This is a genomic window from Aeromonas sp. FDAARGOS 1408 (assembly GCF_019048665.1).
Taxonomy (GTDB): Bacteria; Pseudomonadota; Gammaproteobacteria; order Enterobacterales; family Aeromonadaceae; genus Aeromonas; species Aeromonas dhakensis.
Map to the genome: position 1 here is coordinate 1,181,742 of NZ_CP077394.1, position 26,668 is coordinate 1,208,409.

General features: G+C 61.9%; 23 protein-coding genes and 1 other RNA gene. 14 read left to right on the forward strand and 10 right to left on the reverse strand.

Annotation, left to right across the window (positions count from 1 at the left end):
* Positions 1-105: 105 nt before the first annotated feature.
* Both ssrS and zapA read right to left on the reverse strand, forming a co-directional pair.
* Positions 106-288, reverse strand: a non-coding RNA gene (gene ssrS / locus I6L38_RS05645) — 6S RNA.
* A gap of 16 nt (positions 289-304) precedes the next feature.
* Positions 305-637: a cell division protein ZapA gene (gene zapA, locus I6L38_RS05650; protein ID WP_005299694.1), complete on the reverse strand. Its 333-nt coding sequence runs from the start codon at positions 635-637 to the stop codon at positions 305-307.
* A 173-nt stretch (positions 638-810) separates the two neighbouring features.
* On the opposite strand from zapA, the gene I6L38_RS05655 reads away from it, so the two are divergent.
* From I6L38_RS05655 to gcvP, 6 genes are all read left to right on the forward strand, one after another.
* Entirely contained in the window at positions 811-1,380 is a 570-nt protein-coding gene (locus I6L38_RS05655) for a UPF0149 family protein (RefSeq protein ID WP_005299696.1), read from the forward strand.
* A gap of 183 nt (positions 1,381-1,563) precedes the next feature.
* Positions 1,564-2,781, forward strand: coding sequence for a 2-octaprenyl-6-methoxyphenyl hydroxylase (gene ubiH / locus I6L38_RS05660; RefSeq protein WP_216989271.1), 1,218 nt, complete (start codon positions 1,564-1,566; stop codon positions 2,779-2,781).
* Positions 2,782-2,869: 88 nt separating this feature from the next.
* Positions 2,870-4,117, forward strand: a complete 1,248-nt coding sequence (locus tag I6L38_RS05665) for an FAD-dependent 2-octaprenylphenol hydroxylase (protein WP_216989272.1) — start codon at positions 2,870-2,872, stop codon at positions 4,115-4,117.
* 479 nt (positions 4,118-4,596) lie between these two features.
* Complete coding sequence (gcvT, locus tag I6L38_RS05670) at positions 4,597-5,694, forward strand: glycine cleavage system aminomethyltransferase GcvT (protein WP_017786684.1); 1,098 nt, start codon at positions 4,597-4,599, stop codon at positions 5,692-5,694.
* A gap of 107 nt (positions 5,695-5,801) precedes the next feature.
* Entirely contained in the window at positions 5,802-6,191 is a 390-nt protein-coding gene (gcvH, locus tag I6L38_RS05675; protein ID WP_010634317.1) for a glycine cleavage system protein GcvH, read from the forward strand.
* A 253-nt stretch (positions 6,192-6,444) separates the two neighbouring features.
* Positions 6,445-9,321, forward strand: a complete 2,877-nt coding sequence (gene gcvP, locus I6L38_RS05680) for an aminomethyl-transferring glycine dehydrogenase (protein ID WP_216989273.1) — start codon at positions 6,445-6,447, stop codon at positions 9,319-9,321.
* 180 nt (positions 9,322-9,501) lie between these two features.
* On the opposite strand, the gene I6L38_RS05685 is transcribed toward gcvP, so the two are convergent.
* Both I6L38_RS05685 and I6L38_RS05690 read right to left on the reverse strand, forming a co-directional pair.
* The gene (locus I6L38_RS05685; RefSeq protein ID WP_216989274.1) at positions 9,502-10,800 is read right to left on the reverse strand and encodes an anaerobic sulfatase maturase; all 1,299 of its coding nucleotides are present in this window, start codon (positions 10,798-10,800) and stop codon (positions 9,502-9,504) included.
* A gap of 112 nt (positions 10,801-10,912) precedes the next feature.
* The gene (locus tag I6L38_RS05690) at positions 10,913-12,454 is read right to left on the reverse strand and encodes an arylsulfatase (protein WP_126882065.1); all 1,542 of its coding nucleotides are present in this window, start codon (positions 12,452-12,454) and stop codon (positions 10,913-10,915) included.
* A 461-nt stretch (positions 12,455-12,915) separates the two neighbouring features.
* Here I6L38_RS05690 and I6L38_RS05695 point away from each other — a divergent pair, with 461 nt between their 5' ends.
* Positions 12,916-13,665 (forward strand): class I SAM-dependent methyltransferase, encoded by a 750-nt coding sequence (locus I6L38_RS05695; RefSeq protein WP_216989275.1) that lies wholly within the window; start codon positions 12,916-12,918, stop codon positions 13,663-13,665.
* A gap of 91 nt (positions 13,666-13,756) precedes the next feature.
* On the opposite strand, the gene I6L38_RS05700 is transcribed toward I6L38_RS05695, so the two are convergent.
* The 3 genes from I6L38_RS05700 to I6L38_RS22585 form a co-directional block, all read right to left on the reverse strand.
* The gene (locus tag I6L38_RS05700) at positions 13,757-14,002 is read right to left on the reverse strand and encodes a hypothetical protein (RefSeq protein ID WP_005299713.1); all 246 of its coding nucleotides are present in this window, start codon (positions 14,000-14,002) and stop codon (positions 13,757-13,759) included.
* Positions 14,003-14,111: 109 nt separating this feature from the next.
* The gene (locus I6L38_RS22580; RefSeq protein ID WP_254204189.1) at positions 14,112-14,831 is read right to left on the reverse strand and encodes a sensor histidine kinase; all 720 of its coding nucleotides are present in this window, start codon (positions 14,829-14,831) and stop codon (positions 14,112-14,114) included.
* Positions 14,804-15,442 (reverse strand): GAF domain-containing protein, encoded by a 639-nt coding sequence (locus I6L38_RS22585; RefSeq protein WP_254204190.1) that lies wholly within the window; start codon positions 15,440-15,442, stop codon positions 14,804-14,806. Before I6L38_RS22585 ends, I6L38_RS22580 begins: the two co-directional genes overlap by 28 nt.
* A gap of 171 nt (positions 15,443-15,613) precedes the next feature.
* On the opposite strand from I6L38_RS22585, the gene I6L38_RS05710 reads away from it, so the two are divergent.
* Positions 15,614-16,906, forward strand: coding sequence for an MFS transporter (locus I6L38_RS05710; RefSeq protein WP_216989276.1), 1,293 nt, complete (start codon positions 15,614-15,616; stop codon positions 16,904-16,906).
* A 63-nt stretch (positions 16,907-16,969) separates the two neighbouring features.
* Here I6L38_RS05710 and ahpF read toward each other — a convergent pair whose 3' ends face one another.
* From ahpF to I6L38_RS05725, 3 genes are all read right to left on the reverse strand, one after another.
* Positions 16,970-18,556: an alkyl hydroperoxide reductase subunit F gene (gene ahpF, locus I6L38_RS05715; protein ID WP_216989277.1), complete on the reverse strand. Its 1,587-nt coding sequence runs from the start codon at positions 18,554-18,556 to the stop codon at positions 16,970-16,972.
* 125 nt (positions 18,557-18,681) lie between these two features.
* Positions 18,682-19,248, reverse strand: a complete 567-nt coding sequence (gene ahpC, locus I6L38_RS05720) for an alkyl hydroperoxide reductase subunit C (RefSeq protein ID WP_005299724.1) — start codon at positions 19,246-19,248, stop codon at positions 18,682-18,684.
* Between the two features lie 654 nt (positions 19,249-19,902).
* Positions 19,903-20,349 (reverse strand): CBS domain-containing protein, encoded by a 447-nt coding sequence (locus I6L38_RS05725; protein ID WP_216989278.1) that lies wholly within the window; start codon positions 20,347-20,349, stop codon positions 19,903-19,905.
* Positions 20,350-20,560: 211 nt separating this feature from the next.
* Between I6L38_RS05725 and queA the strand changes: the two genes are divergently transcribed.
* The 6 genes from queA to I6L38_RS05755 all read left to right on the forward strand — a co-directional run bounded on the left by queA (position 20,561) and on the right by I6L38_RS05755 (position 26,569).
* Positions 20,561-21,628, forward strand: coding sequence for a tRNA preQ1(34) S-adenosylmethionine ribosyltransferase-isomerase QueA (gene queA, locus I6L38_RS05730; RefSeq protein WP_010634307.1), 1,068 nt, complete (start codon positions 20,561-20,563; stop codon positions 21,626-21,628).
* Between the two features lie 121 nt (positions 21,629-21,749).
* Positions 21,750-22,886, forward strand: coding sequence for a tRNA guanosine(34) transglycosylase Tgt (gene tgt / locus I6L38_RS05735; RefSeq protein WP_016350389.1), 1,137 nt, complete (start codon positions 21,750-21,752; stop codon positions 22,884-22,886).
* 50 nt (positions 22,887-22,936) lie between these two features.
* Complete coding sequence (yajC, locus tag I6L38_RS05740) at positions 22,937-23,272, forward strand: preprotein translocase subunit YajC (RefSeq protein ID WP_005299732.1); 336 nt, start codon at positions 22,937-22,939, stop codon at positions 23,270-23,272.
* An 18-nt stretch (positions 23,273-23,290) separates the two neighbouring features.
* Positions 23,291-25,144, forward strand: a complete 1,854-nt coding sequence (gene secD, locus I6L38_RS05745) for a protein translocase subunit SecD (protein WP_005299734.1) — start codon at positions 23,291-23,293, stop codon at positions 25,142-25,144.
* 9 nt (positions 25,145-25,153) lie between these two features.
* Positions 25,154-26,101 (forward strand): protein translocase subunit SecF, encoded by a 948-nt coding sequence (gene secF, locus I6L38_RS05750; RefSeq protein ID WP_017780047.1) that lies wholly within the window; start codon positions 25,154-25,156, stop codon positions 26,099-26,101.
* A 99-nt stretch (positions 26,102-26,200) separates the two neighbouring features.
* Positions 26,201-26,569, forward strand: a complete 369-nt coding sequence (locus I6L38_RS05755; RefSeq protein ID WP_024941368.1) for a rhodanese-like domain-containing protein — start codon at positions 26,201-26,203, stop codon at positions 26,567-26,569.
* The last annotated feature ends 99 nt before the right edge of the window (positions 26,570-26,668 follow it).

Below are 26,668 nucleotides of genomic sequence, written 5' to 3' on the forward strand. Positions count from 1 at the left end.
TGGGCCGCCGCTGGGGGCTGATATGCCGGGTGACGGAAGCGGGGGAGGGGACTGCCGCGCAGGCAAAGAAAAAGCCCGTCACACTGGTGACGGGCTTTTTGCTGTTGGTACCCCGGAGATGCCGTTGCCGGTTTGGGCCCTTGAACCGTCGGTTCAAGGCGGGGATCGGATCTGACCGCAGGCTTCTCGGTCGTGCCGAGCATGCGCAATAGCCAGAAGGCAGATCCCCTGTTTGGTATGAATATCGGCTCGGGGACTTGAACCGGCTGACAAACACCCCAGGGAATTTCAAAAACGTTGCGAGTTAGGGTTGTACGCCTTCGTCGCTGGATTCGCCATATTGTCCGTGCTCGATCAAGGCCGCTTCGATGGTGCGTTGCAGCATCTTGATCCGCTTGTCCATGGTCTCAGAGTATTGGTGATTCTTGTCTTTTTCAAGACAGAGCTCATGGCAGAAATTGAGTGCTGCCATCACCGCCAGCTGTTCATTGCTGGAGACCTTGGAGCGTTGACGCAGCTCGATGAGTTTATCAGTCAGCTGGTCGGCGGCCTGGCGCAGGGCATCCTGCTGTCCCAGGGGACAGGATACCTTGTAGGGACGTCCCAAAATGACGATTTCTACGGCCTCTGTGCTCATGCCTTCCTCAATACGGCGGAGTGTCATTCCGCCTTTATCCACGTGGACAACTGGGCGGGACTATATAGCGCAGATGCAGAAGTTTCAAGGCCTTGCTGGCTCTGGAAGGGGGAGAATGCTAGGATCCTGACCATTAATTCTGCATATTTGCCTGAACTTTGAGCGGATCTTCGATGAGCAAAACGAACCCCCTGAAATACGCGGCCGTGGCCGACCTGATGGAACAGCACGAGCTGATGGCAACGGCTGTAGAGGCCCATGGCGTGATCTGCGGTCTGGTGTGCGGTGGTGTGGCCCTGGACGACAAGAGCTGGCTGCCCCATTTCAACGATCTGGTCAACGACGGTTTCGGTCTGCCGGCCCCGGTGCGCCAGGTGATGACCGATCTCTATCATGAGGTGATCGAGAGCCTGATGGCTCAGAAAGGGGTAGAGCTGCTGCTGCCAAGCGACGAAGCGCCCCTCGACGAGCGCATCGATTCGCTGGTGGACTGGTCCCAGGCCTTTCTGGCTGGTTTCGGCGTGGTGCAGCAGGAGCTCTCCAAGGCCTCCGAAGAGCTGCAGGAGATGATCCAGGACATCGCCAGCATCACCCAGGTCTCCGCCGAGTTCGATCAGGAAGATGAAGAGAACGAAGCCTCCTTCCTGGTGCTCTACGAACACGTGCGCCTCGGGGTCATGATGGCGTTCGAGGAGTTTGGCAAGCGGCCGGATGCCCCGAGCACCCCGCCGACCCTGCACTGAGTCGAGCAAGTCCGAAAAAGAGCGCCAGGTGGTGCTCTTTTTACATTTGGATGTTGCCCGCGCCGGCCGGCTGTGATGAGGCAAGTAACGACAGGGACTGCGCTTTTTTGCCCGTGGCTTCGCATCCCGACCCCACGCTTTGTGTTAGCATGACCCCACGTTTTCAGCTTTTCCCCTGATCTCATGTCTCAATCTGATCTGAACCACGTCGATGTGGCCATCGTCGGTGGTGGAATGAGCGGCGCCGTGCTGGCGCTCTCCCTCGCGGCCCTGCCAGGGCCCAAGCCCCTGCAGATCCTGCTGCTGGAGGCGAGCGCCCCCGAGCTCAATGCACACCCCGGCTTCGATGCCCGCGCCATCGCGCTCTCCGCTGGTACCTGCGAGGCGCTGACCCGGCACGGGCTCTGGCCCCGTTTTGCCCCCCATTGCAGCCCCATCACCCGCATTCATGTGTCGGATCGGGGCCACTTCGGCCAGGCTGGATTGACGGCCGCCGAGTATGGCCTGTCTGCCCTCGGCCAGGTGATCGAGCTGTCGGCGGCGGGCATCGAGTTGCAACAGGCGATCGCCGCCTGCCCGCAGATCCGCATGCTGTGCCCGGCCCAGCTCGAACGGGTGGAGCCGCTGACGGAGGGGGTGAACCTGACCCTGGCGGACGGCGAGCGTTATCAGACCCGTCTGCTGGTGGCGGCCGATGGCGGCAACTCCTTCGTGCGCCAGCAGTGCAAGCTGGCGGTGAGCCGTCACGACTACGGCCAGAGCGCCATCATCGCCACCGTCAAGACGGCCGAGGATCCGGCCGGTCAGGCATTCGAGCGTTTCACCCAAGGGGGGCCGCTGGCCCTGCTGCCGATGCAGGGGGGGCTCTCCTCCCTGGTCTGGAGCGTGGCGCGGGATGAGGCGCCGGCCTTGATGGCGCTCGATGACGCCGCCTTTCTGGCCCGCCTGCAGAAGGCCTTCGGCTGGCGCCTCGGTCGCTTCCTGCAAACCGGCCAGCGCCACGTCTATCCGCTGGTGCTGACGGTGGCTGACTACCCGCTGGCCCAGCGCACTGTGCTGGTGGGCAACGCTGCCCATCTGCTGCACCCCATTGCCGGCCAGGGCTTCAACCTCGGCATGCGCGACCTGGACCTGCTCACCCGCGCCGTCGGTCAGGCCCTTGCGGCGGGGGAGGATATCGGCAGCTTCAAGGTGCTAAACGGTTACTGGCAGCAGCGCAAGGGGGATCAGGCGCAGACGGTCTGGCTTACCTCCTCGCTGGCCCAGCTCTTCTCCAATGATCACGACCCGCTGGTGGCGGGCCGCAACCTGGCGCTCTCCCTGATGGGGCGGCTGGACTGCCTCAAGGCGCCGCTGGCCTCCCGCACCCTGGGCTTTGTTGCCGACCTGTGCCGCCCCTGAGACGGGTCACAGCTTGCGTATTGAAGGGGTCTGCCTTCGGGCGCCCCCTCGCTGATCCCGGCGATCAGCCCTGAAAGGATATAAAACGATGCAGATGCAAAACGTGGATGTGGTGATTGTGGGGGGCGGCATGGTGGGCCTGGGGCTCGCCGCTGCGCTCAAGGGGAGTGCGCTCAAGGTGGCCGTGGTCGAGGGCCAGTTGCCGGCCCCCGCGCTTGACGAGGCGCCGGACAACCGGGTCAGCGCCCTGAGTCTGGCCAGCCAGCGCATCCTGCAGCAGGTGGGGGCCTGGCGCGGCATTGAGGCCCGCCGCCTGCAGCCCTACGTGCAGATGGAGGTGTGGGAGCAGGACAGCTTTGGCCGGATCGCCTTCGATGCCGCCAGCCTGCGTCAGCCCGAGCTCGGCCACATCGTCGAGAACCGGGTCATCCAGCTGGCGCTGCTGGAGGCGATTCTCGATGACAGTAAAGGGGCCAACAACATCCAGCTGCTGAGCCCGGCCCGGGCGAGCAGCCTGCAAAGCGGCGAGGCGGGCTCCCTGCTGCTGCTGGAAGATGGCCGCGCGCTGTCGGCCAAACTGGTGGTGGCGGCCGATGGCGCCCACTCCTGGGTCCGTCGGCAGGCCGACATTCCGCTCACCAGCTGGGATTACGGCCACCACGCTCTGGTGGCGACGGTACGTTGTGCCGAGCCCCACGAGGCGGTGGCGCGTCAGATCTTCACCCCCGAGGGGCCGCTCGCCTTCCTGCCCCTGTGGCAACCGGATCTCTGCTCCATCGTCTGGTCGCTGCCGGCCGCTCGTGCCGAGGCGCTCTGTCAGTGTGACGACGAGCAGTTCAACCGCCAGCTCACCACCGCGTTCGACGGCCGCCTCGGCCTGTGCCAGGTGGAAGGGGCGCGCAGCGCCATCCCGCTCACCGCCCGCTATGCCCGCGACTTTGCTCGCGAGCGGCTGGTGCTGGTGGGGGATGCCGCTCACACCATACACCCGCTGGCGGGGCAGGGGGTCAACCTGGGGCTGCTGGACGCCGCCGCCCTGGCTGAGCAGATCCTGCGCAATCAGGCGGCGGGCAAGGATATCGGTCTGCTCGCCAACCTGCGCGGCTACGAGCGCTGGCGCAAGAGCGAGGCGGCCAGCATGCTGGCGGCGATGGAGGGGCTCAAGCGGCTGTTTGCCGGTGCCAACCCGCTCAAGAAGCTGGTGCGCGGGGCAGGCCTGTGCGCCTTCGATCTGCTGACGCCGCTCAAGCAAAGCATGATCCGGGCTGCCATGGGGTTAGAGGGTGAGTTGCCGGCCTTGGCCAAGGGGAACAATTTGCCGACCCGGCCGAAGTAAGAGGGTGATCCGGGCCGCCATGGAGCTGGAGGGGGAGCTGCCCGCGCTGGCCAAGGGTGAAAAAATCTAATAATACCCGGGTGTTTTCACAACAAAACTAATGTGAGGAGGCTGATGACCCGGTTTGGGCATCAGCCTTTAATCTGGGCTGGTGGCGAAACGTTTTTCTCCAAATTGTGACGAAACGGTAAAAATCGAAATTTAATATCGTCATTACCGAGTTTGGTCTGTTTTTATCACTGTTTTTACCTTAGTGTCTGGAGTCTGTTGACTGGCGGTGGATTAGTTTTTTTTGAGCGGCATGCGCGTCCGCTTGGCATATAATCCGCTGCGTTCAAGGAATCACTCCGGCCTTGCGGGCCGGAACGAGCACAGACTCAGGCACTCTCTGCTCTTGCTGCGACCCCGGTGAACCGCCGGAGGGCGGCCGGGCGGGGCGGATCGTGAGTGTTGTCGCGAACGCTTAAGGAAACACAGCGATGATCCAGACTACAGTACTGCATCCCAAGCACCTGGAAGCCGGCGCCAAGATGGTGGACTTTCACGGTTGGGAAATGCCCATCAACTACGGCTCACAGCTGGAAGAGCACCATCAGGTGCGCACCGATGCCGGCATGTTCGACGTCTCCCACATGACCATCGTCGATTTGACCGGCGAGCGGGTCAAAGCCTTCCTGCAACACCTGCTGGCCAACGACGTGGCCAAGCTCACCCTCTTCGGCAAGGCCCTCTACAGCGGCATGCTGACCCCGGAAGGCGGCGTCATCGACGACCTCATCACCTATTACCTTGGCGAGACCTTCTACCGCCTGGTGGTCAACTCCGCCACCCGCGAGAAGGATCTGGCCTGGATCCGCCACCATGCCCAGGACTTCGGGGTGACCGTGACCGAGCGCCCAGAGCTCGCCATGATCGCGGTGCAGGGGCCCAACGCCAAGGCCAAGGCGGCCAAGGTGTTCAGCGCCGAGCAAAATGCCGCCGTGGAAGGCATGAAGCCCTTCTTCGGCGTGCAGGCCGGCGAGCTTTTCATCGCCACCACCGGCTATACCGGTGAAGACGGCTACGAGATCGTGGTACCGCAAGAGCAGGCGTGCGATCTGTGGCAGGCGCTGCTGGACAACGGCGTGGCCCCTTGCGGCCTGGGTGCTCGTGACACCCTGCGCCTCGAGGCCGGCATGAACCTCTACGGCCAGGACATGGACGAAACCGTCTCTCCGCTGGCCGCCAACATGGCCTGGACCATCGCCTGGGAACCGAGCGATCGCCAGTTCATCGGCCGCGCCGCGCTGGAAGCCCAGAAAGCCGCCGGCAGCCAGCCCAAGCTGGTGGGCCTGGTGATGGAAGAGAAGGGCGTGCTGCGCAGCGGCATGCCGGTCACCTTCACCACCGCCGGTGGAGAAGAGCGGGAAGGTGTGATCACCTCCGGCTCTTTCTCGCCCACTCTGGGCTACAGTATTGCCCTGGCGCGGGTGCCCCGTGATATCGGCGAGCAGGCCTCGGTGGAGATCCGCAAAAAGCTGGTCACCGTGAAAGTGACCAAGCCGGCTTTCGTGCGCAACGGCCAGAAGCTGGTGTAACGACCCCATTGCGGCGAAGGGGCTGCCCTTCGCCAGACCCCCTTGCCCCGGCAACGCCTGTCGAACCCGCCGGGGACAAGTGATCCAAGTGAATAAAGGAAGCACAAATGAGCCATATCCCGAGCGAACTGAAATATGCCACCTCCCACGAGTGGATCCGTGTCGAAGCCAACGGCGAGGCCGTGGTCGGTATCACCGAGCACGCCCAGGAGCTGCTGGGTGACATGGTGTTCGTCGATCTGCCGGAAGTGGGCAAGCAGGTCGGTGCCGGTGATGACTGCGCCGTGGCCGAGTCGGTCAAGGCCGCCTCTGACATCTACAGCCCGGTGAGCGGCGAGATCCTGGCCGTCAACGAAGAGCTGGAAGGCAGCCCCGAGCTGGTCAACTCCGACCCCTACGGTGCCGGCTGGCTGTTCCGCATCAAGCTGGACGACGCGGGCGAGCTCGCCAACCTGCTGGATGCCGAAGGCTACCAGAACGTGGTGGACGAAGAGTAATGCCCCCGGGCCCTGCCAATCGCGCAGGGCCCGTTTGTATGCATGCCCGTCGGCCAGGAGGCCGGCCGGTGAGGGTGAAGTCGTCCGTCCCGGTTTGCCCGCGGCAAACCGGGCAGCCACAAGACGACCCCCTGTCGCTATGAGCGACACCCGGTGCCGGCAGGGGCCACCCTGCCACCCGAACATGAGTGAAGCCGGCCGAGGCCGGCTGTCAGGCACTTAGTTATCAGGACTTTTTATCAGGAATAGGGAAATGACCCAGTCACTGTTTGAACTCGAGCAAAAAACCGATTTCATCCGCCGTCACATCGGGCCGGGTGAGGAAGATCTGCGAGCCCTGCTGGCCGTGGTGGGCGCCGAGAGCCTTGACGATCTGATTGAGCAGACCGTCCCCGCCGCCATTCGCCGGCCGGGCCCGCTCGGCATCGGTGCCTCCATGACCGAAGTGGAAGCGCTGGCCAAGCTCAAGGGCTATGCCGCCCAGAACAAGGTGGCCAAGAGCTACATCGGCATGGGCTATCACGACACCCACGTGCCCCACGTCATCCTGCGCAACGTGCTGGAAAATCCGGGCTGGTACACCGCCTACACCCCGTACCAGCCGGAGCTGGCACAGGGCCGTCTCGAAGCCCTGCTCAACTTCCAGCAGCTGACCCTGGACCTGACCGGCATGGATCTGGCCAGTGCCTCCCTGCTGGATGAGGCGACCGCCGCCGCCGAGGCGATGGCGTTGGCCAAGCGGATGGCCAAGTCCAAATCCCACCTCTTCTTCGTGGCCGACGACGTGCACCCTCAGGTGATCGACGTGGTCAAGGAGCGGGCGGTCCACTTCGGTTTTGACGTGGCAGTCGGCCCGGCCGAGCAGGCCTGCGCCGAAGAGGTGTTCGGTGCCCTGTTCCAGTACCCCACCACCACGGGGGAAGTGAAAGATCTGCGGGCGCTTATCGCCGCGGTGCAGGCCCAAAAAGGGCTGGCCTGTGTCAGCGCCGACATCCTGTCGCTCCTGCTGCTCAAATCCCCGGGCGAGCTGGGAGCCGACGTGGTGCTGGGCTCGGCTCAGCGCTTCGGCGTACCCATGGGCTACGGTGGCCCCCACGCCGCCTTCTTCGCCACCCGCGATGCTTACAAGCGCTCCATGCCGGGTCGCATCATCGGCGTCTCCAAAGATGCCCGCGGCAAGGCCGCCCTGCGCATGGCGATGCAGACCCGTGAGCAGCACATCCGCCGCGAGAAGGCGAATTCCAACATCTGTACCGCTCAGGTGCTGCTGGCCAACATGGCGAGCTTCTACGCCGTCTACCACGGCCCGGTGGGGCTGAAAACCATCGCCTCCCGCGTGCACCGTCTGACCACCATTCTGGCGCTCGGCCTCAAGGCCAAGGGCGTGTCCCTCAAGCATGCCAGCTGGTTCGATACCCTGACTGTGCTGACGGGCGAGAAGGCTGCGCTGATCGCCAAGGCCGAAGGGCTCGGCATCAACCTGCGCGCCGATCTGGATGGTGCGGTGGGTGTCTCCCTCTCTGAAACCACTACCCGTGGCGATGTGGCCGAGCTGTTCGAGCTGTTCCTGGGCACAGGCCACGGTCTGGACATCGAGGCCCTCGACAAGGCGGCGCAGGCCCATCACGCCATCCCGCAGGATCTGCTGCGCACCGACGCCGTGCTGACCCACGAGGTGTTCAACAAGTACCACTCCGAGACCGAGATGCTGCGCTACATCCACCGTCTCGAAGCCAAAGATCTGGCCCTCAACTACGCCATGATCTCGCTCGGCTCCTGCACCATGAAGCTCAATGCCACCGCCGAGATGATCCCGGTGACCTGGCCCGAGTTTGGCAAGCTGCACCCGTTCGCTCCGCTGGCCCAGGCCAAGGGTTATCAGCTGCTGCTGGCCGACCTCGAAAACTGGCTGGTGAAGGTGACCGGTTACGATGCGGTCTGCATGCAGCCCAACTCCGGCGCCCAGGGCGAATACGCGGGCCTTTTGGCCATCAAGAAGTACCATGAGTCCCGCGGCGAGGGGCATCGCGACATCTGCCTGATCCCGGCGTCTGCGCACGGCACCAACCCGGCCTCCGCCCAGATGGCGGGCCTGCGGGTCATCGTCACCGCCTGTGACAAATCGGGCAACGTGGATCTGGACGACCTGCGCGCCAAGGCCGCCGAGGCGGGGGATCAGCTCTCCTGTCTGATGGTGACCTACCCCTCCACCCATGGGGTGTACGAGGAGACCATCAAGGAGGTGTGCGACATCGTTCACCAGCACGGTGGTCAGGTCTATCTGGACGGCGCCAACATGAACGCCCAGGTGGGCCTCACTGCACCGGGCTTTATCGGGGCGGACGTGTCCCACCTCAACCTGCACAAGACCTTCGCCATTCCTCATGGCGGTGGCGGCCCGGGCATGGGCCCCATCGGCGTGAAGAAACACCTGGCGCCGTTCGTGGCTGGTCACGCCGTGGTCAAGACCGACAAGGAGAGCCGCAACAACGGCGCCGTGTCGGCGGCACCGTTCGGCTCGGCCAGCATCCTGCCCATCAGCTGGATGTACATCGCCATGCTGGGGGACGAGGGGCTGAAGAAATCCACTCAGGTGGCCATCCTCAACGCCAACTACCTGGCCAAGAAGCTGGGTGAATCCTTCCCCGTGCTCTACTCCGGGCGCAACGGTCGGGTGGCTCACGAGTGCATCCTGGATATCCGCCCGCTCAAAGAAGCGTCCGGCATCAGCGAGATGGATGTGGCCAAGCGGTTGATGGACTACGGCTTCCACGCGCCGACCATGAGCTTCCCGGTAGCGGGCACCCTGATGGTCGAACCGACCGAGTCGGAATCCAAGCGCGAGCTGGACCGCTTCGTGGAGGCGATGACCGCCATTCGTGCCGAGATCGCCAAGGTGCAGGACGGCCACTGGAGCCTCACCGACAACCCCCTGGTGCATGCCCCCCATACCCAGGATGACGTGATGGACGCTGAGTGGAATCGTGGCTACAGCCGCGCCGAGGCGGTGTTCCCGTCAGACGCTGTGCGCGCCGCCAAGCTGTGGCCGTCGGTCAACCGCATCGACGACGTCTACGGTGATCGCAACCTGTTCTGCTCCTGCATCCCGACCGAGGACTACGCCAAGTAAGCGCAGGTGCTCAGCATGACCTGGCAAACAATGACCTGGTAAAAAAGGCCCTGCATCGGCAGGGCCTGGTCGGGCAATAGGGCTGAGCAGAGCTATCAAGGTGTCAAAATCCGAAACCCGTTGGCGGGTTTCGGATTTTTTTATGGGCATTTGGCAGACCCGGAACCAGGGCCTGCCGGCTTATCTGCCCTGCTGCTGCGTCGTCAACACCTGGGCTATGCCTGCCAGTATGGGGGCGGCGTAGTCGAAGAAGTGCTTGATCCCGGGGCAGAGGTAGTTCAGGCCAAGCTCGCCATCCGGGGCCCTGACCAGACGATTCTTGGGGCATTCGCCCCAGCAGAGCGTCAGGTAGGGGCACTGGCGGCAATATTCGGGCAGGCTGTCCCGCTTGGACATGCCAAAGGCCTCCTGGCGGGTGGAGAGGGCCATGTGGCTCAAGGGGCGCTGTTTGATATCCCCCAGCCGGTACTCCGGATAGACGAAGTGATCGCAGGAGAAGACGCTGCCATCGTGCTCGATGGCCAGGGCCTTGCCGCAAAACTCGGCGGTGACGCAGAGCTGGGAGGGGTACCCCATGGTCTGGGCCACGGCGGTTTCGAACAGATTGACCAGCACGCGCCCCAGGTCGTTGTTGACCCACTCCTCGAACACGGTTGCCAGAAAGGTGCCCCAGTCATCGGGATCCACCGACCAGTCCGTGACGATCGACATGGGGTGACCGGGTTTGCTCAGGTCACTGCCGACCAGGGGCAGCATGCTGTCGTTCCAGAATTGCGGGGCCGTGCGCTTGAAGTCGCTGGCCTCGACGCAGGGGGTGAACTGGATGTAGCTGGCCCCCAGCTCCCGGGTCAGAAAGCGATACACCTCGAGGGGATATTTCGCATTGTGCCGGTTGATGACGGTCAGGGCATTGAAGGGAACCTGATGCTGGCGCAGCAGCGCGGCCGCCGCCATCACCAGATCGAAGGTGGGTTTGCCGCTGCGGGTCACCCGGTATTTGTCGTGCAGTGCGCGGGGCCCATCGATGGAGAGACCGACCAGAAAGCCGTGCTCCTTGAGAAACCGGCACCACTCGTCATTGAGCAGGATGCCGTTGGTCTGCAGGTCGTTGCGAATGCTGACCCCGGGCGGGCAATGCTGTTGCTGTAGCGCTACTATCTGGCGAAAGTAGTCGATGCCGAGCAGAGTCGGTTCACCGCCCTGCCAGGAGAAGACGATCTCGTCGCCATCTTGCCCCTCTATGTAGCTGCGGATGAAGGTATCCAGCGTATCTTCATCCATCCTGGGTTGTCTCGGTTGATGGAGCAGATCTTCCTTGTGCAGGTAGAAGCAATATTGGCAATCAATGTTGCACTTGGAGCCCCCCGGTTTGGCCATGACGTGGAAGCGGCGGGCATAGGCGCCGCTGCTGTCACGGCTGGCGGTTTTGAGCGGGGTGACGTCCAGGTGCGTCGTGTCACGGGTCCGGATCTTGTTCATCGTTACTCTGCTGGTGGCGGCGGGCGAGGTCGATACGGGGTGGATGCCTGACGAGGTGCCCAGCTCTGCCGCATGAAGAAGGTGGCGGAGGGATAACCCTCCGCCGCGTGGTTTACTGCTGAGTTTTCTGCATGGCTTCCTGAATGACCTTGGCCATGTCGAAGGTGGTACTCCCCTGAACCGGCGGATACTTGACCAGGGTGTTGACGTGCTCGCCGACCATCTCGCTGACCGGTGCCAGCATCCAGGACATCTTCTGCAACAAGTGGCCGTTGGCATCGACGGAGTCGTAACTCTCGAACGGATCGGCTCTCAGGTTGTAGAGCTTGGGCTTGGAGAGCGGGGTGAGGTTGTCATAGTAGTTTTCGGCCACCGCGAAGTGGAACTTCCAGGGGCCGACTCGCACCGCCGAGAGCTTGTCCTCGAAGTAGTAGAAGATGGAGTTGCGAGCCGACTCCTTGCTCTTGCCTTCCCAGTAGGCGAGGTTGTTGACGCCATCTATGTACTGCTTCTTCTCGTCCATCATCTTCTTGTTGACGTCGGGGACACCCGCTGCCGCCGCCAGGGTGGTGAAGAGATCCTGGTGACCCTGGATGCCGTTGAGCACGCCACCCGCCGGGATCTGGGCCGGCCAGCGCGCCATCATGGGCACCCGGACGCCCCCCTCATAGGTGGTCATCTTCTCGCCGCGGAACGGCGTGGTGGCGCCATAAGGCCAGGAGGAGTGTTCCGGACCGTTGTCGGTGGTATAGATGACGATGGTGTTCTCTTTCAGCCCCCGTTTTTCCAGCTCGTCGAGCAGATAGCCGATGTCGCTGTCGTGCTGCATCATGCCGCTGCCATGGTAGTCGTATTCGCTGGTGTACTGCTCGGCTGCGTAGCGCCACTTGTCGTTGAGACGGGTATAGAGGTGCATGCGGCTGGTGTTGACCCAGGTGAAGAAGGGCTTGTCTTCCTTGATCGAGCCGTCGATGAACTTGAGGGCGGCCGGGATCATCTCGGCGCGGTCGAACTCCTTCATCCGCTCCTGACCCAGCGGGCCGGTATCGGTGCACTTCTGTTTGCCGACTTCGCCGAAACGCGGGTCAACCGTCTTGTCTTCGGTCTCGGTGGCATAGCAGTGCAGGACGCCGCGGGTACCGAACTTCTTGCTGTACGCCTCGAGCGAGCCTGAATACTGCTTGGCAAAATTCTGGTAATCCCGTTGCTCGTGTTCTTCTTGGGTATTGAGGTGATAGAGGTTGCCAAAGAATTCGTCGAAGCCGTGGACGGTCGGCAGGGCAAAGTTGTGATCCCCCAGGTGGTTCTTGCCGAACTGGCCGGTCTTGTAGCCGACGGCTTTGAGCACTTCGGCCAGAGACGGGGACTCTTTCTTCAGGCCCAGGGCGCCACCTGGCATGGCCACCGTCGTCATGCCGGAACGAATGGGGTACTGGCCGGTCAGGAAGGCGGCGCGGCCCGCCGTCGAACTCGGCTGGGCGTAGTGATCGGTGAACTTGATCCCCTCCTTGGCGATCCGGTCGATGTTGGGGGTGGTGTAACCCATGGTGCCCATGCCATAGGCGCTGACGTTCTGCCAGCCGATGTCGTCACCGAAGATGACCACTATGTTCGGTTTATCCGTTTTTGCCATGACGCCGGCAGAGAGGATCATGCTCACCGCCGCCGATATTTTCCCTAGTTGCATCTTTTCGCTCCGTGTAGGCTCAGAAAAAAACCTCGTTGGCCGAACGACTTGAGCATTCATGACACGGCGGCCCGTTGAGCCCGGGGGCCTCATGCGAAGAATGACGCGGCAAGCCCCCAGCTTATTACTTAACCGCCGACTAATAACCTGAATGTCAGTTGTGCCGTGTGCAGAGTGTGATGGCGATCTCATGTCGTCGAGCAGACCTGCGCGGTCGAACAGTGCGTGACAGGGAAAGGGTGAGAGGCCTCTTTATTCCGGCGCCATGACAGGTCAATCTGGTCAGATAGATGATGTGCCGCCTGCTCAGAAGGAGGGGGGGCGCGTGGGTCTGTGCCCGCGGCAACCGGATGACCACGAGGTACATCGGTATGGGGCGCTGGCAAGGCAAGCCGCGCCATCAGGTGGCGACATGGCAGGAGAGAGGAATGGACAATACCGAACGATTTTCAGCTCGCGTTGAGGCTTATGTGAAATACCGCCCCGGCTACCCGCCGGCCATGCTGGACTTCCTGGCCGATGAACTGGCCATGGGGCCCGCCAGCCAGGTGGCCGACATAGGAGCGGGCACCGGTATCCTGACGGCGCTGCTGTCCCCCCGGGTGGCGCGGGTCTGGGCAGTGGAGCCGAATCAGGAGATGCGCGAGGCGGCGCAGCAGTTGCTGGCCGGGGTTGCCAATGTCGGCTGGTCTGACGGTCGGGCCGAGGTCACCGGTCTGCCGGATGGCTGTGTGGATCTCATCACGGTGGCCCAGGCGTTTCACTGGTTCGATCGTCCCGCCTTCAAGCAGGAGTGTCGGCGGCTGCTAAAGCCAGGTGGCAGAGTGGCCCTCATCTGGAACGACCGGTTGACCGACACCCCGTTTCTCAAGGCCTACGAGGCGGGGCTGCGCACCTATTCGGGGGACTATGAGGAGGTCAATCATCGCAACCTGGGGGAGGCGGATTTTGCCGCCTTCTTCGAGGGGGATTACCGGCTCGAGCGCTTCGCCAACCGTCAGCGGTTCGATCTCGACGGGGTGCTGGGGCGGCTCAACTCCTCCTCTTATGCCCCAGTGGCCGGTTCGCAGACCCATACCGAGTTGACGGCGCTGATTGCCCGGGAATTTGAGCGCCACGCCGTCAACGGTGTGATTGCCTTCAATTACAACACCCTGCTCTACAGCGGTCGGGTGTAGCCGGGTCAGATAAAAGCGGCCCCTCGCATCGTGGACGAGGGGCCGCAAGGGGGCAGTGCAATCGGCTCGCTGCCAGTGGGTTGCCGCCGGGCTAACCCTTGTTCAGGCCCAACATGGCCATCGCCTTGGCCAAGGTATCGACGGATTCCTGATGCTTGCCCGCATTGTGCAGCGCTTCGCCTTCGGCCCGCAGTTTCTTCACCTGTGCCAGTTGTTCGGTGCTCAGCGGCGGGGACTTGGCCAGGGCATCGTCAATCTTCTTCATGTCGGCGGGACAGTGAAAGGCGAGCACACTGCCGGTAAAGAGCAGAGTTAACAGAAACAGGGCTGGTTTCATCTTGATTACCTCACTGGTGGACATCTGCAAGGATAGACCTCACCGCCGCCCTTGTGTTGGCCGGCATCGCAACTCGATTCACTCGGCGAGAGGGGCTGAGTTCTGCCTCTCAGACGCGGCCAGGGGCGATGCGGGGAAAGGAGAGGGTAAAGCAGCTGCCTTTGCCCGGCGCCGAGCGAGCCGTCAGGCCGCCACCCAGCACCGAGGTGGCGATGCGACGGCAGATGGAGAGCCCCAGTCCGGAGCCCCCCTTGCCCAGGGTGGTGGTAAAGAAGGGATCGAAGATGTGGGCCAGTACGTTGGGCGCCATGCCGCGACCGTTGTCCAGCACCTCCAGGTGGATGGATTGTTGGTCCTGATGGGCCCGGATCTCGATGCGTCCATCCTGGCGATCCCCGATGCCATGGAGGAGGGCGTTGTGGATCAGGTTGAGCAGCACCTGGCTGAGGGGGCCCGGGTAGCTGTCGCAGAGCAGCTCCTCGTCGATGAGATTGTGTAGCACGACCTTATCAAACCCGGGGCCGGCCTTGAGGTTGGCCAGGTTGTCGTCGATGAGGCGCCTGAGATCGAAGCTGCGCCGGCTCTCCGAGGTCTGCTCGATGGCCACCTGCTTGAAGCTGCTGATCAGCTTGGCCGACTGGGTGATGGCCTGCAGGGCCAGCTCGCTCATCTCCTGGCTGGCGTGCACAAACTCCTCCAGCGTGGTGCGACGGATAGTCTGAGCCCCCAGCTGGGCGGCCAGCTGCCGGGTTTGCTCCTGCAGGGCCGTGGTGGCGATCAGGGCGTTGCCGATGGGGGTGTTCAGCTCATGGGAGATGCCGGCCACCATGGCCCCCAGCGCCGCCAGGGTTTCGGTGTGGATGAGATCCTCCTGGGTTTTTTCAGACTGTCGAGGGTGTGGGTCAACTGCGACTTGTGTTGCTCCAGCTCTTCTTGCGTCTCCTGCAGACGAATATTGTCGTAGAGGGTGTGCATGCCCTGCTGCACCGAATCACGAAACTGCAGGAGCAGTTGCCGGTAGAGGCCGCCGTAGTCGTTCTCCTCCCGGCTCAGCACGCAGATGGTGCCGAAGAGTCTGCCATCGGGCCAGCAGAGCGGCAGACCGCAATAGGAGATCATGCCGACTTTGATGTCCGGATTGTGCTGCCATTCGGGATCCTTGAGGGCATTGGGCACCAGGAGCTCCTGGCGGGTATCCATGACCCGTTCGCAATAGAGGCCGGAGTCGAGGTGTTCGCGGGCCCCGGCCGGATAGCAGTTGTCCGGCGTCTGGCTGGTGATGAACACTTCTATCTCGCGAGGGTGTACCCGCATGATGAGCCCGGCCGGCACGTGAAACAGCTCAGCCATCAGGTTGACGGTCTTCTGCCAGGAGAGACGCAGGGAGTCCGGGATCTCGAACTCGGGGGCGATCGGGTACTTGGATAGGCTCGCAGACATGAAGGCGTTCCTGTTTGCTGGGGCTGGGGTGAGTGGACTGTATTCCCATTCTAGTTGTCCGGCGCGGGCCCTGCGTGTCATGAGTTGACTGATCCCGCGGGGTTGAAGCGAGCGGGAAGCAAACGGTACCATGACTGTTTTGCTCACAATTGCGCCAACCAGGGAGACCCCATGACACTCGCAAGGTTCCTCTCACCCCTGACCAGTCTGGTGATCTTCATTCTGGGTCACGGCATGTTCAACACCCTGCTGACGGTGCGCCTCTCTGCCGAGCAGGTATCGGCCCAGGCCATCGGCCTGGTCTCGGCCGCCTACTTCGGCGGTCTGGTGCTGGGGGCCTTCGTCAACGCCCGCCTCATCATCCGGGTGGGCCATATCCGGGCCTATGCGGCCTACGCCTCCCTGCTCTGCTTTCTGTTTCTGCTGCACGGCATGGTGGTGGAGCCGCTCAGCTGGGCGGCGCTGCGGCTGGTGGGGGGCTTTGCCACCGGCGGCCTGTTCGTGGTGCTGGAGTCCTGGATGCTGGTCTCCAGCACCCCGGCGAACCGGGGCCGGCTGATGTCTCTCTACATGATCCTGCTCTACGGCTCCCTGGCGCTGGGACAGCTGCTGCTCAAGTGGGTGGATCCCATGGTGCTGACCCCGTTCGCCCTGTGCGCCATGGCGGCGACCCTGTCGGTGATCCCGCTGGCTATCTCCCGAGTGGCGACCCCGGCCATGGTGGCACCCCAGCCGGTCGGCGTCTTGGAGCTGGTGCGGCTCACTCCGGCGGGGATGGGCAGCAGCTTTACCTCCGGTCTGGTGCTGGGGGCCATCTATGGCCTGCTACCGCTCTATTTCACCAACAGCGGCTCGTCCCTCTCCCAGGTGGCGGAGATGATGGCGCTGGTGATCCTGGGGGGCATGTGCCTGCAATACCCCATCGGCCGGATGTCGGATCGCTACGACAGGCGGGGGGTGATCCTGCTGCTCTGCGCCGTGCTGACCCTGCTCGCGATCCTGATGGTGTTGCTGCCGGATGCCTGGCGCGGCCCCGTCGAGGGGAGCCTGGTGTTCCTGCTGGGGGGTATGGCCTTCTCCATCTATCCCCTGAGCCTCAGCCACGCCTGTGACGAGCTGCGCCCGGATCAGGTGCTGGGGGCCAATCAGGGGTTGCTGCTCGCCTACAGTCTGGGGGCCATGACCGGACCGCTGTTGGCACCGTTTGTCATGGCGCAGTTCGGGCCAGAGGGGCTGTTCGTCTACTTTGCCCTCTGCGGTCTGCTGCTGGCGGGTTATCTCGGCTGGCGCAGGCGGCAGCGGGCACCCATCCCCTTGGCCGAGCACCAGGTCTTCATCCCGGTGCCGCCCAATACCCCCATGACGGCGGAGCTGGAGCCGAGAACGGATCTGGACGGGGAGGCGGTGCCCGCCAGCTATGCCACGCCCGAGCCGGATGAGGGTCAACCGTCGAAAGCCGGCTGAGCCTTTTCGCACCGATAAAAAAAGCCGACTCTGTGAGTCGGCTTTTTGTCCATCTGGTCGCTATCAGGCGGTCACGGCATCGGCCTTGGTCGCAGCGGCTTCTGGCGCCGGGTTGCGAATGAGGTAATCAAACGCCCCCAGCGCGGCGGTCGCCCCTGCGCCCATGGAGATGATGATCTGCTTGAACGGCACTGTGGTGGCGTCCCCTGCGGCGTAGACACCGGGCAGGGAGGTGGCGCCCTTGGTGTCGATCTCGATCTCGCCAAAGCGGGTCAGGGCCACTTCGCTCCCTTTCAGGAACTCGGTGTTCGGCACCAGACCGATCTGGACGAAGATACCGGCCACCGCCAGGTGCTTGATCTCGCCTGTGGTGCGATCTTCGTAATCCATGCCCACCACCTTGCTGCCGTCACCGATCACTTCTGTGGTGCGGGCGCTCATGATGATGTCGATGTTGCTCATGGAGCGGGCCTTCTTCTGCAGCACTTCGTCGGCACGCAGGGTGTCGGCAAACTCCACCACGGTGACGTGCTCGACGATGCCGGCCAAGTCGATGGCCGCCTCGATGCCAGAGTTGCCGCCACCGATCACCGCAACCCGCTTGCCCTTGAAGAAGGGGCCGTCACAGTGCGGACAGTAAGCCACGCCCTTGGTGCGGTACTCGAGCTCGCCCGGCACGTTCAGATCGCGCCAGCGGGCACCGGTCGCCAGGATCACTGCGCGGCTCTTCAAGGTGGCGCCAGAGGCGAGATCCACGTTGACGTAGCCATCACGGCTGATGGTGGCGGCGCGCTGCTCGGTGATCACTTCCACGCCGTACTGCTTGACGTGCTGCTCCAGGCTGGCGGCCAGCTTGGGGCCTTCGGTGTAGGGCACGGAGATGAAGTTCTCGATGCCGACGGTGTCCATCACCTGGCCACCGAAACGCTCGGCGACGATGGCGGTGCGAATGCCTTTGCGAGCGGCATAGATGGCCGCTGCGGCACCGGCCGGGCCACCACCGACAACCAGCACGTCGTAGGGGGCCTTTTCGCTCAGCTCTTGCGCCTTGCGTTCGGCGGCGCCGGTGTCGAGCTTGGCGACGATCTCTTCCAGCGAAATGCGGCCCTGGCTGAACGGCTGACCGTTCAGGTAGACGTTCGGTACCGCCATGATCTGACGCTCGTTGACCTCGTCCTGGAACAGGGCGCCGTCGATCATGGTGTGGGTGATGCCGGGGTTCAGGGTCGCCATCAGGTTGAGCGCCTGCACCACGTCCGGGCAGTTGTGGCAGGAGAGCGAAATATAGGTCTCGAAGTGGAACTCGCCCTTCAGATTCTTGATCTGCTCCTGCACGGCTGCATCGGCCTTGGAGGGGTGACCGCCGCTTTGCAGCAGGGCAAGCACCAGGGAGGTGAATTCATGACCCATGGGGATGCCGGCAAAATGAACGCGCGGGGCCTGGCCCTTCGGCGCGACGCTCATGGAAGGCTTGCGGGCGTTGGTGCCAGAGGTCTGGGTAATTTTGGGGGACATCTCGGCGATCTCGCTGGCCAATGCCAGCAGTTCGGCGGATTTGTCGCTGTCGTTGCCGGACACGCTGATCTCGATGGGATTGACGATGTACTGCAAGTAACCGTTGAGTTGTTGTTTGAGGTTGGTATCTAACATGGTCGAATTCCTTCTTGTTGAATGCGGGTCGGCGTTTTGTCAGGCCAGAAAGCAGACCGGCGCCTTTTCAGAGGTCCGTAAACAAAACCGGCCCTTGAACGGGCCGGTCTTCAGAGCGGGGAGGCTTAGATTTTGCCTACCAGATCCAGGGACGGGGCCAGGGTGGCGTCGCCTTCTTTCCACTTGGCCGGGCACACTTCACCCGGGTGAGCGGCAACGTACTGGGCAGCCTTGACCTTGCGCAGCAGCTCCAGGGCGTCACGGCCGATGCCGCCAGCGTTGATTTCAACGATCTGGATGATGCCCTGCGGGTCGATGACGAAGGTACCGCGGTCAGCCAGACCAGCTTCTTCGATCATCACGCCGAAGTTGCGGGTGATGGTGCCGGTGGGGTCGCCGATCATCGGGTACTGGATCTTCTGGATGGTGTCAGAAGTGTCGTGCCAGGCCTTGTGGGTGAAGTGGGTGTCGGTGGAGACGGCGTAGATCTCGACGCCCAGCTTCTGGAATTCGGCGTAGTTGTCGGCCAGGTCGCCCAGCTCGGTCGGGCAGACGAAGGTGAAATCAGCCGGGTAGAAGAAGACCACGGACCACTTGCCTTTCAGGTCAGCGTCAGACACCTGAACGAATTTGCCATTGTGGTAGGCGGTGGCGTTGAACGGCTTGATTTCAGTGTTGATGTAGGTAGACATGTATTTGCTCCTTGGTGATGTACATGTGCCCGTCCGGTAGTGAAGAGTCGTGCCAGACGAGGCGTTTAACTTTCGATGGAGTCATCATAGGGGCTTTTCCTAATCGGTCAAAGCCGCAATTTTGAATCACTTAAATCGACTTATTAGATAAACCACCTCTGCTGTACCTAACATGAATATCGCCCGCATGCAGAGATAACTCCTTGTCGAGATTCAACATCTGTGCGCGACCTCGGCTTTTCAAGGGGAGAGGGCCGTCAAGTCGTGGCGCAGAGGGGCGTCGGGGGTGAGCGAACGGGCGGCGAGAGCGTGCCAAGTGAAGGGGAGGGGTAAAACGCGGATAAAAAAATCCCGGCGTCGTCGCAAGGACAAGGCCGGGTCATCAAACAAGGAATGGCTATATAAACAAAAGCTTTACAGCAAAGACTAACTACGGGGTGTGCAAACTTGCAGACAAATGAGAGGAAGAGGATGGGTGCACAATCCCTCGTCTCCCCCTCGGCAACTATTGCATGGGGGTCATGATAGTGTGATGCAGATCACAAAGCAAGTTGATGGTGTAATTTTTCAGTCAAAATGAAAGTGTTTCACCATTTATGCCGATAATTCAGGCTGAAAACGCTTTTATTGTAATTTAATTACATGATGTGTAGATCAAAAGTCATCAGATGGATCCTGCTCTTCCATCAGCTCCAGCAGATTGATGGCCACGGCAATGAAGTCCGACTCGGTGACTATGCCTACCAGCTTGTGCCCTTTGAGTACCGGCAGGCAGCCATATTTGTGGCGCTGCAGATAGAGGGCCGCCTCCTTGATGCCGGCATGGGGATCCACGCTCGCCACCTGACGGGTCATGATCTCGTCGAGCTGCACGCTGTCGGTGAACTCCGCCTCCCGCTCCGGATTGATCAGCAGCAGCTTGGATTCGCGGGTGGCCAGGATATCGGAGAGGGTGACCAGGCCCAGCAGATGATGGTGGTCGTCAACGATGGGAATATGGCGGATCCGCTCCTGCTGCATCAGGTCCATCGCCTGTTTGACGCTGTTTTCCGGACCCAGGGTGAAGGGGTGTTCAGTCATGATCTCGGATAGGGTCATCATGGTGGGCCTCCTTGTGTATCTGCTTTCACCCTAGCCCAGCCCCCTTCGGCAAAACATGATCAGGGTCAATACAAAACCTTAAAGGTTTCTTAACTGGCCCTGCTTCACATAATTGCTCGCTATCCCTTGTCTCTCTTGGGTTTTTGGTCTTTTGGGTTGCCTTGCAAGAGGGGGATAACTAGACTAGCCGCCGATTCCCCCGAGGTGAAAGATGCAAGTATCCGATTTTCATTTTGATCTGCCAGACGAGCTGATTGCCCGCTATCCGATGGCGGAGCGTACCGCCAGTCGTCTGCTGCAGCTCGACGGTCAAACCGGCGCCCTGCGCCACGGTCAATTTGTCGATGTGCTGGACCAGCTCAACCCCGGTGATCTGCTGGTGTTCAACAACACCCGGGTCATCCCCGCGCGCATGTTTGGCCAGAAGGCCAGCGGCGGCAAGCTGGAGGTGCTGGTGGAGCGCATCCTGGACGAGCACAGCGTGCTGGCGCACGTGCGCTCATCCAAGTCGCCCAAGCCAGGCACCCGCCTGATCCTGGATGCCGGTGCCGACGGCGTGCCCGTCGAGGCCGAGATGCGCGCCCGTCACGACGCCCTGTTCGAGATCCACTTCCTCGATCCGCGCCCGGTGCTGGAGATCCTGGAAGCCATCGGCCACATGCCGCTGCCCCCCTATATCGATCGTCCCGACGAGGATGCCGACAAGGAGCGCTACCAGACCGTCTACAACCAGAAGCCGGGCGCCGTGGCGGCGCCGACCGCCGGCCTGCACTTCGACGAGCCGCTGCTGGAGAAAATTCGTGCCAAGGGCGTGGAAACGGCCTTCGTCACCCTGCACGTGGGGGCGGGCACCTTCCAGCCGGTACGGGTGGACAAGATTGAAGATCACCACATGCACTCGGAATACGCCGAAGTGCCGCAGGAGGTGGTGGACGCCATCGCGGCGACCCGTGCCCGCGGCGGCCGGGTGATTGCGGTGGGGACCACCTCGGTACGTTCGCTCGAGAGCGCGGCCAAGGTGACCCTGGCCCAGGGCAAGCCGCTGGCGCCGTTTTTCAGCGACACCGACATCTTCATCTTCCCGGGTTACCAGTTCCAGGTGGTCGATGCCATGGTCACCAACTTCCATCTGCCCGAGTCGACCCTGATCATGCTGGTCAGCGCCTTTGCCGGCTATGACAACGTGATGGCCGCCTACCAGGCCGCCGTGGCCGAGCAGTATCGTTTCTTCAGCTACGGGGACGCCATGTTTGTCACCCGTCGCCGGGCAGCGGCGTAAGCGGCTGCCCTTCAGAAGCCGTTCAGGACCTGATCGTCAGGATCCCGGCCGGCTTCTTGTACCGGGCCGGTGCGGCCCTACTATTTGTCAGACTGTTTCTCTGACTGAAACCGAGGTAGCAATGAAATTTGAACTGAAAACCACCGACGGCCGTGCCCGTCGCGGTCAGCTGGTATTCGAGCGCGGCACCGTGCAGACCCCGGCCTTCATGCCGGTTGGCACCTACGGCACCGTCAAGGGGATGACCCCGGAAGAGGTACGTGAAACTGGCGCCCAGATCCTGCTTGGCAACACCTTCCACCTCTGGCTGCGCCCGGGGCAGGAAGTGATGCGCGCCCACGGCGATCTGCATGACTTCATGAACTGGCAGGGCCCGATCCTGACCGACTCCGGCGGTTTCCAGGTGTTCAGCCTGGGGCACATCCGCAAGATCACCGAGGCGGGGGTGCACTTCCGTCACCCCATCAACGGCGAGAAGATCTTCCTCGACCCCGAGAAGTCCATGGAGATCCAGTACGATCTGGGCTCCGACATCGTGATGATCTTCGACGAGTGCACGCCGTACCCGGCCACTTACGAAGAGGCGCGCAAGTCGATGGAGATGTCCCTGCGCTGGGGCAAGCGCTCGCGCGACAAGTTCGATGCGCTCGGCAACAAGAACGCCCTGTTCGGCATCATCCAGGGCTCCGTGTACGAAGATCTGCGGGATGTGTCGCTGGAAGGTCTCTTGGAGATCGGCTTTGACGGTTACGCGGTCGGTGGTCTGGCGGTGGGTGAGCCCAAGGAAGACATGCATCGCATCCTCGAGCACGTCTGCCCGAAAATTCCGGCCGACAAGCCACGCTACCTGATGGGGGTGGGCAAGCCGGAAGATCTGGTGGAAGGGGTGCGCCGCGGCATCGACATGTTCGACTGCGTGATGCCGACCCGCAACGCCCGCAACGGTCACCTGTTCACCACCGACGGGGTGGTCAAGATCCGCAACGCCAAGTATCGCGAGGACACCAGCACCCTGGATGCGGACTGCGACTGCTACACCTGCAAGAACTACACCCGCAGTTATCTGTACCATCTGGACAAGTGCAACGAGATCCTCGGTGCCCGTCTGAACACCATTCACAACCTGCGTTATTACCAGCGTGTGATGCAGGGTTTGCGGGACGCGATCGAGCAGGGTAAATTAGACGACTTTGTAACTGAGTTTTACCGTCGGCAAGGGAAGCCCGTGCCTCCGTTAGCTGAAAATGACGTGAAATAACAACGATTTATAAGCTAGTTATCAAATTTACATCAATAAGAGGTTGTTAAATGAGCATTATCTCCAAGGCATATGCAGAAGGCGCGGCTCCGGCGGCACAGGGTGGTGGCATGGAAATGATCATCATGCTGGCCGTGTTCGGTCTCATCTTCTACTTCATGATCTATCGTCCCCAGGCCAAGCGTGCCAAGGATCACCGCAATCTGATGAGTTCCCTCTCCAAGGGTGACGAAGTGCTCACTTCCGGCGGCCTGGTCGGCAAGATCGCCAAGGTTTCCGCCGACAGCGAATACATTGTGCTGTCCCTGAACGATCAGACCCAGGTCACCATCAAGCGTGATTTCGTCTCTGCCGTTCTGCCCAAGGGTTCTATCCAGTCCCTCTAATCTCCCGAGGAGCACAGCGTGTTAAATCGCTATCCGCTGTGGAAATACCTGATGGTGATCGTGGTGATCGCCATCGGTTTTCTATATGCAGCCCCCAATCTTTACGGCGAAGACCCGGCCTTGCAGATCTCTGCCAGCCGGGGTGCCGAAGTCAAGCTTGATACCCTTGACCTGGTGAAAGCGACCCTCGACGAGGCGAAGATCCCGGTCAAGCATGCGGCGTTCGAACACGGCTTCATTCTGATTCGTTTCAAGAACACCGAAGAGCAGCTCAAGGCGCGCGATCTGGTCGCCAACAAGCTGGGTGACAACTTCATTACCGCACTCAACCTGGCGCCTTCCACCCCTGCCTGGCTCGAAGCCATCGGTGCCAACCCGCTCAAGCTGGGTCTGGACCTGCGTGGCGGCGTGCACTTCCTGATGGAAGTGGACATGGCCGAAGCGCTGGCCAAGCAGCAGGAGCAGATGGTGCAGGATTTCCGCTCCGAGCTGCGTACCCAGAAGATCCGTTACTCCGGCGTGCGCCGGGTCGGTGATCAGGTGCAGGTGGTCTTCCGCGACGAAGCCGACCAGAGCAAGGCGGTCTCCTTCCTGCGTCGTCAGAACCCGGATCTCACCTTTACCACCGAGCAGAAGGGGGACGAGTTCGTCCTGCTGGCCTCCTTAAGTGAAGCCAAGGTCAAGGAGGTGAAGAAGTACGCCCTCGAGCAGAACATCACCATCATCCGCAACCGGGTGAACGAACTGGGTGTCGCCGAGCCGCTGGTACAACAGCAGGGTGCCGAGCGCATCGTGGTGGAACTGCCTGGTATCCAGGACACCGCCCGTGCCAAGGAGATCCTGGGCGCGACCGCGACCCTGGAATTCCACATGGTCGATGAGACCGCCGACATCCAGGCTGCGGCCGACGGTCGCGTACCGCCGAGCTCCAAGGTCTACAACGATCGCAACGGTCGTCCGGTGGTGCTGCAAAAGCGCATCATCCTGACCGGTGACCACATCGTGGGTGCCCAGTCCGGTTTCGACGAATACAGCCGTCCCCAGGTCAACATCAAGCTCGATGGCCAGGGTGGCAACAAGATGGCCAACTTTACCAAGGACAACGTCGGTAAGGGCATGGCCACCGTATTCATCGAATACAAGCCGGTCGGTCAGCCGGGTCCGGACGGCAAGCGCAAGTTCCGCAAGCAGGAGGAGGTGATCAACGTCGCCACCATCCAGTCGCGCCTTGGCAGCCAGTTCCGCATCACCGGCATCGACAACGCCAACGAAGCCCACAACCTGGCGCTGCTGCTGCGTGCTGGTGCGCTGATCGCCCCGATCCAGATCGTGGAAGAGCGCACCATTGGCCCGAGCCTGGGTCAGCAGAACATCGACAGCGGTATGGAAGCCATCGGCTGGGCCATGCTGGTGATCGTGCTGTTCATGGGGATCTACTACCGTGCCTTCGGTTGGGTGGCCAACATTGCCCTCTCCATGAACCTGGTGCTGATCGTCGGCATCATGTCGATGATCCCGGGGGCCACCATGACCCTGCCGGGCATCGCCGGTATCGTGCTGACGCTGGGCATGGCGGTGGACGCCAACGTGCTGATCTACGAGCGCATTCGTGAAGAGATCCGCAACGGCCGCGGCGTGCAGCAGGCGATCCACCTGGGCTTTGATCGGGCATTCTCGACCATCGCCGACTCCAACATCACCTCGCTCATCACCTGTGTGATCCTGTTCGGTATCGGTACCGGCGCCATCAAGGGCTTCGCCCTGACGCTGGGGATTGGTCTGAGTGCGTCCATGTTTACCGCCATCACGGTATCCCGCGCCATCATCAACCTGGCCTGGGGTGGTCGGCGCCTCGACAAGCTGCCGATCTAAGGAAGAGACATGTTTCAGATTCTACATTTTGAAAAGCCCATCCCCTTCATGCGCTTTGCCAAGCCGGGTGTGGTCTTCTCTACCCTGCTGATGGTGATCTCCCTGTTCTTCCTGTTCGATCGGGGTCTGAACTGGGGTCTGGACTTCACCGGCGGCACCACCATCGAGGTGGGCTTCCAGCAGTCGGTGAGCCTGGAGAAGATGCACGAGGTGCTGGACGAGCAGAAGATTGAAGGGGCGACCCTGCAACACTTCGGCTCCAGCCGTGACGTGCTGGTGCGCCTGACCCCGAAAGAGGGGGTCAAGGTGGAGCAGCAGGGCAACGAGGTGCTGGCGGCCGCCAAGGTGATCGATCAGGGCGCCGTGCTCAAGCGCGTGGAGTTCGTCGGCCCCTCCGTGGGTGACGAGCTGGCGACGGACGGTGCGCTGGCCATGCTGGCCTCCATCATCTGTATCCTGATCTACGTGGCGGTACGCTTCGAATGGCGTCTGGCCATGGGCGGCATCCTCTCCCTGGTGCACGACGTGGTGATCACCCTGGGCGTCTTCGCCTACTTCCAGTACGAGTTCGACCTGACCGTGCTGGCGGCCTTGATGACGCTCGTGGGTTACTCCTTGAACGACACCATCGTAGTGTTCGACCGCCTGCGGGAGAACTTTCGCAAGGTGCGCAAGGGGGATACCGAGTACATCCTGGATCTCTCCATGACCGAGACCCTGAGCCGGACCATCATCACCTCCGGCCTGACCTTCGTGGTGGTGGTGGCGCTGCTGCTCAAGGGCGGTCCACTGATCCACGGCTTCTCGGTGGCCATGGTGATCGGTGTGGCGTTTGGTACCTACTCCTCCATCTATGTGGCGAGCTCGTTCGCCATGTTCTTCGGGGTCAAGCGGGAGCACATGCTGCCGACCCAGGTGGAGAAAGAGGGGGCGGATCAGCAAGAGATCCTGCCGTAAATGACAAGGGCGCCACGAGGCGCCCTTTCTCTTATCATCCGGGTGAGTCATTATGACGGTTTCACCCACGGCCATTGGCCAAGAGGCAAGGAGCAAGCCATGCAACACAATCCCCGTTTTCTGGCGCTGGTAGAGGCCATTCGCCCCCATGTGCAGGAGACCGACGTGCACCAGATCAAGCGCTGGCAGGAGGAGGGGCGCACCTTTCACCTGGTCGACGTGCGGGAAGAGAGCGAGTGGGCCAGGGGCCATCTGCCGGGCGCGACCTACCTCGGGCGCGGGGTGATCGAGCGGGATATCGAGACCCATTATCCGGATCCCGACACCGAGCTCTATCTCTATTGTGGTGGCGGTTTTCGCTCCATTCTGGTGGCGGAGAACCTGCAGAAGATGGGCTATGGCCGGGTGGTCAGCGTGGATGGTGGCTTTCGGGGCTGGTGTGATGCCGGATACCCTGTCGAATCCTGATTTATTTGAGGGAGAGAGGCTCAGCCACATGACAAAGTGTCGGCTGACCTTTACCATATGCCGGGTCAAGCGTAAGCGTCGGAGTGTTCATTGAACGTC